Source organism: Acinetobacter stercoris (assembly GCF_900323515.1).
GTDB classification, from domain to species: domain Bacteria; phylum Pseudomonadota; class Gammaproteobacteria; order Pseudomonadales; family Moraxellaceae; genus Acinetobacter; species Acinetobacter stercoris.
Map to the genome: position 1 here is coordinate 1 of NZ_OOGT01000249.1, position 5,084 is coordinate 5,084.

The 5,084-nt window shown below is 35.6% G+C and carries 4 protein-coding genes; 1 reads left to right on the plus strand and 3 read right to left on the minus strand.

Annotated elements, in window-relative coordinates; translation table 11 throughout:
- Positions 1 to 25: 25 nt before the first annotated feature.
- Both KPC_RS17745 and KPC_RS17750 read right to left on the minus strand, forming a co-directional pair.
- The gene (locus tag KPC_RS17745) at positions 26 to 1,432 is read right to left on the minus strand and encodes an aldehyde dehydrogenase family protein (protein WP_121975664.1); all 1,407 of its coding nucleotides are present in this window, start codon (positions 1,430 to 1,432) and stop codon (positions 26 to 28) included.
- Between the two features lie 123 nt (positions 1,433 to 1,555).
- Positions 1,556 to 3,160: a GMC family oxidoreductase gene (locus KPC_RS17750; RefSeq protein ID WP_121975665.1), complete on the minus strand. Its 1,605-nt coding sequence runs from the start codon at positions 3,158 to 3,160 to the stop codon at positions 1,556 to 1,558.
- Between the two features lie 157 nt (positions 3,161 to 3,317).
- Between KPC_RS17750 and KPC_RS17755 the strand changes: the two genes are divergently transcribed.
- Positions 3,318 to 4,526 (plus strand): MFS transporter, encoded by a 1,209-nt coding sequence (locus tag KPC_RS17755; RefSeq protein ID WP_171334542.1) that lies wholly within the window; start codon positions 3,318 to 3,320, stop codon positions 4,524 to 4,526.
- 61 nt (positions 4,527 to 4,587) lie between these two features.
- Here KPC_RS17755 and hpaR read toward each other — a convergent pair whose 3' ends face one another.
- Positions 4,588 to 5,013, minus strand: coding sequence for a homoprotocatechuate degradation operon regulator HpaR (gene hpaR, locus KPC_RS17760; protein WP_121975666.1), 426 nt, complete (start codon positions 5,011 to 5,013; stop codon positions 4,588 to 4,590).
- Positions 5,014 to 5,084 lie beyond the last annotated feature (71 nt).

Genomic DNA, 5,084 nt, shown 5'->3' on the forward strand with positions numbered 1-5,084 from the left:
ATTTTATAAAATAGGTCTATAAAATTTACTGGGTAATATGTACTGCCTGCTTATGAGTATAAAGTAATAAACCGCTTAAACCGAATGAATATCCTAAACCAGATAATTTCCATCCACCAAATTCAGCAGCAGGTGATAAATCAGAATGGCTATTGATCCAAACCGTACCTGTCTCTAACTGGTTCGCAATTTCCTGTGCCTTTTCAATGTCTTTACTCCAGACTGAACCACCAAGACCAAAACTGGTATTATTTGCTTTTTTAATCACATCCTGAATATCTCTAAATTTGATAATTGGTAACGCTGGACCAAATTGCTCATCATCAACAAGGGATATTCCTTCTTTAAGATTTGTTACTAGCGTCGGTGCAATAAAATAACCTTTTTCAGGTAGCTGTTTTGCCTGAGTGATAATTTTCCCACCATTTTGAACAGCATCATCAATCATTGCCTTGACTTTGTTGTACTGCATTTTATTTTGCACAGGACCAAATGTTGTGGTTACGTCCGTACCATTGCCAACTGCTTGTGAGTCAGCTATTTCAGTCAGTTTTTGCGTTAATGCATCATAAACATTTTCATGCACATAAAGACGTTTCAATGCTGCACAGGTTTGTCCCATATTTAAAAATGCTGAACCAAAAATTTTAGGTGCAACTTCTTCTACATCAACATCATCAAGTACGATACCAACATCATTTCCCCCTAGTTCAAGCACAACACTTTTTAGGGTATTTACAGAATGGCTCAATATGCTTTGCCCTGTACGGGTTGAACCAGTAAAAGTAACTTTAGCGACATCAGTATGTTCACTTAATGTCTGTCCAACAGCCCCCTTGCCAAGCACAATACTACAAACACCTTTCGGTAAATGGCGATTAATAATCTCTACCAACTTGATCGTACTTAATGGTGTATATTCTGATGGTTTATTTACGACTGTATTTTTGGTTTTCAAAGCAGGGAATAAATGCCAGATTGCAATCAAAAATGGCCAATTCCATGGGGTAATTGATGCAACAACACCGAGTGGACGATTATAAACCTTAATGATTTTACCACCTGGATCCTGAATGGTCTCTACTGGAACCTCAAGACTTGCTATATATTCAATCCAGTTTGCACCACCTTCAACCTCGAACTGAGCCAAACCCAAGGGCTTGCCTTGCTCTAAAGTAATTAACTGCGCGATTTCATCTTTAGCAAGCCGAATATCATTCGCTATTTTACTAAAAGCACTATTAATCGTATCATCATCAACATTTTTCCATGTTTTAAATGCTTCCTCTGCAGCAGCTATGGTTTGATTGACCTGTTCAACAGTTGTGCTTGGAATTTCTGCAATTATCTGTTCGTTCGCTGGATTCAATACTGAAAAAGTTTCACCTAGACCCGAAACTGATTCTCCATTCAAAATCATATTAATATTCATCACACTTTCCCTAATCTTGTTTTACATCTGAAATTTTATAGATGAACATGTTATATAAACTCATCCTAAAGGATGATTTTCACAGATCATCAAACCAAAAAACAATACACTTTTTATAAAAAATCAACATTTTTGTATCAGTAAATCCACTGCTTTTTCCGCAACAGCAATCGTCGGTGCATTTGTATTGCCACTAGGAACACTTGGAAATACCGAACAGTCGATCACACTCAGATTTTCTACACCATGTACCCGTAATTCAAGATCAACCACTGAATTTTCCCGATCTTGTCCCATACGACATGTTCCGACAGGATGATAGGTCGTTTTACATGTCTGCCTGATGAAATCTTCAAGTGCACTATCATCGTCATGTGTCAATTGAGGTGGAGAAAATATCTCACCGATTTCATTACAAAAAGCAGAAGTCTTTAATAAATCCAAACCAAATTTAGTAGCTCTTAACATTCCCTGAATATCATCTGGATGACTGAGCAAGTTTGCTTTTATCGTGACATTATCATTAGGATCTTTGCTGTTTAAAAATATTTCCCCCCGTGATTTTGGTCTCAAAAAACAATTTTTAAGTGTTATCCCATGAGTCTTGCCTTTACCTAAACCTTCTGGATCGTCCCACGTATCCAATCCTGGTAAAAAATGAGCTTGGACATCAGGTCGACCCTCTTCATGTGTATCAATAAATGCTCCACCTTCAAGGATATTTGAGGTTACAACTCCAGTACGGGTAAACATCCACTGAACACCATTTTTAATTTTTTTAAAACCTAAGTCCTCACCATACAATGAATTTGGTTTTTGAGTTTCTGCATTAATCGAAACATGCAAATGATCATGGTAATTTTTTCCAACAGGCAAATCCTGAATGGTTTCAATTCCTAGTGTCTGTAAATGTTCTTTAGGTCCAATTCCTGAGAGCATTAATATCTTAGGTGTACCAATAGAGCCTGCACTTAAAATGATCTGTTTTTTTGCATGGAATATATGTTTTTTGCCGTTAATTTCGCACTCGACACCGATAGCAATATGATTATCCAGAATAACTTTATGTACCAAGACATTTAGTTTTAATGTTAAATCTGGATGGTTCCGAACCATTTTCAAATAAGTTTGTGATGCACTCGCACGTTCTCCCTGATGTGTAGTCGTTTGAAAAAAACCGATTCCTTGTTGATCCTGACCATTAAAATCATTTACATATGGAAGACCAAGCTCCTGTCCTGCCTTTATAAATACTTGAGTAAGAGGATGGCGATAACGGTTCTCACTGACAAATAATGGTCCAGAACTGCCATGATAAGGTTCTGACAAACTTTCGTTATTTTCAGATTTTTTAAAATAGGGTAATAACGATTCATAATCCCAACCGACACAACCATATTCATTTGCCCAGGTATCGTAATCCTGTTTTTGACCACGGATATAAATCATGCCATTTACAGAACTACTTCCACCCAGGACTTTCCCCTGTGCACAGGTCATTCTACGATGTTTTGTATTATCATCTGGTTCAGTAGCATAGTCCCAGGTTTTTGTTGGAATAACTTCAGACAAGCCAGCTGGCATTTTAATAAAAATACTGCTGTCTTCTCCACCAGCTTCTAATAAAAGCACACGGCCTTTATTTTCCTGAATTAACCGAGTAACAACAACACACCCGGCTGATCCTGCCCCACACACTATATAGTCAAACTCTTGAATATTTGACATTAGAAATTCCCTTATATTGATAGAATATGGGTTGCCTATACACCACCCAACTCATTTAACTATTTAGTTTCCAAATTAATTAACATCTTTTAAACACAGATGTTAATATATTAACTAATTTATTTTTTTTCAATACATCATTTGTCATGAGTTACACATGCCTAAGATTTTTAATAGCCTGATTTACCCTAATTTTCGTCATTATTTTATCGGACACACTCTTTCTACTTTAGGAACATGGATACAACAGGTTGCTTTGGCATGGTTAGTATATGAGCTAACAAATTCAGCAAAACTTCTTGGTTTAATTGCTTTTTTTGCAATGGCTCCTCAACTCCTGATTAGCCCATTTGTTGGGGCTGCTATAGATAAAATCAACAAAAGAGCAGCTTTAATTGTTGTACAAATTCTATTTTTTTTGCAAGCCATCTTTCTAGCCTATTTAACATTTTTTGACAAACTTAACAGCAATAGTATCATTATTTTGTCCTTATGTATGGGAGTGTTTACAGCGTTCGATACACCACTCAGACAATCTTTTATTAGTGATTTAGTTGATAAAAAAGACAATATAGCCAATGCACTTGCACTCAACGCAATGATTTTTAATTTATGCCGTTTTATTGGTCCTCCTATTGCAGGTTTTTTACTTGTAATCAGTAATGCTTTTACCTGTTTCATCTTAAATGCATTTTCTTATCTATTTTTAGTTATTGCATTATGTTTAATGCGAAATATTCATGGTAGTAAAGCGAAGGGACAACTACAAAATGTTTTAAAAGAAGGCTATGTATTTGTTTTCAAAAATAAAGAGTATTCTAAAATGATGCTCAACGTTGCTATTATTAATTTAACCGCATCAAGTTATGTTGCGCTTCTCCCTATATTTGCAAAAGATTATTTAAAAGGGAATGAAACCACCTTAGGATATTTATGGGGAATGGCAGGCATCGGCTCCTTGTTATCTTCATTAATGTTGGCAAATACACAGAACTTTACCCGAATTAAGCAGCGGATTTTACTTAATATGTTGATTTGTTCATTAGCCTTATTTGTACTAGGTCTGGTAAATCTTCATATTGCCTATTTTATCGCAATGCTACTCTTGGGTTTTGGTATATCAACAGCAAATGTCTCTACGAACATCCTGATTCAGCGCAACACACCTACCCAGTTACGCGGACGAGTAGTTTCTATTTATACATCCATTAGATTTGGTTTTGATGCTCTTGGAGGATTAATGGCTGGAATCATTGCTACCACACTTGGTGCTAAAAATACCATGATTGGTTTTGCCAGCTTATTGATAGTTTATTTAAGCATTACATTTATAAAGCAACGCCGTTTAGTACAGGGTCGAAGCTAAAACTGTCTTTTCAAAATATAATCAGCAAGCTCTATAGAAATTTAAAACTTGCTGGTTCGAATTAATTTATTTTTACTCTGGATAAATCTTTTAACAGCTCCATAAGTTGCTGCATTTTCTCCTCACCATATTGCTCCTGAATTTTTTTATATGAAGCTTCCATTTTAACAGCCTGTATTTCGAAACGATTTTTCCCTTCATCAGTCAAGGTAATAAGATTAATACGCTGATCCTGATCATCTTTTCGTTTTTGTATTAAATTTTGATCAATCATACGATTTAAAATACCCGTCAGACTTGGTTTTAAAATACATGCTAAATCAGCAAGTTGATTACTTTCTAATTCTTCATGTTGATATAAGATCCGGATAACCCGCCACTGCTGTTCAGTCAAACCGATTTCATTCAATGCAGGTCTAAAATAAGACATTGTAGCTTCACGAGCCTGAAGCAAGGCTAAAGTTAACGATGGGCGTATTGTTTTCATTCATCATCCAAAATAAAAATATGTTTACATGTTAACATTTTTAACTAAAACAAGTTTCCTTTTTTATAATC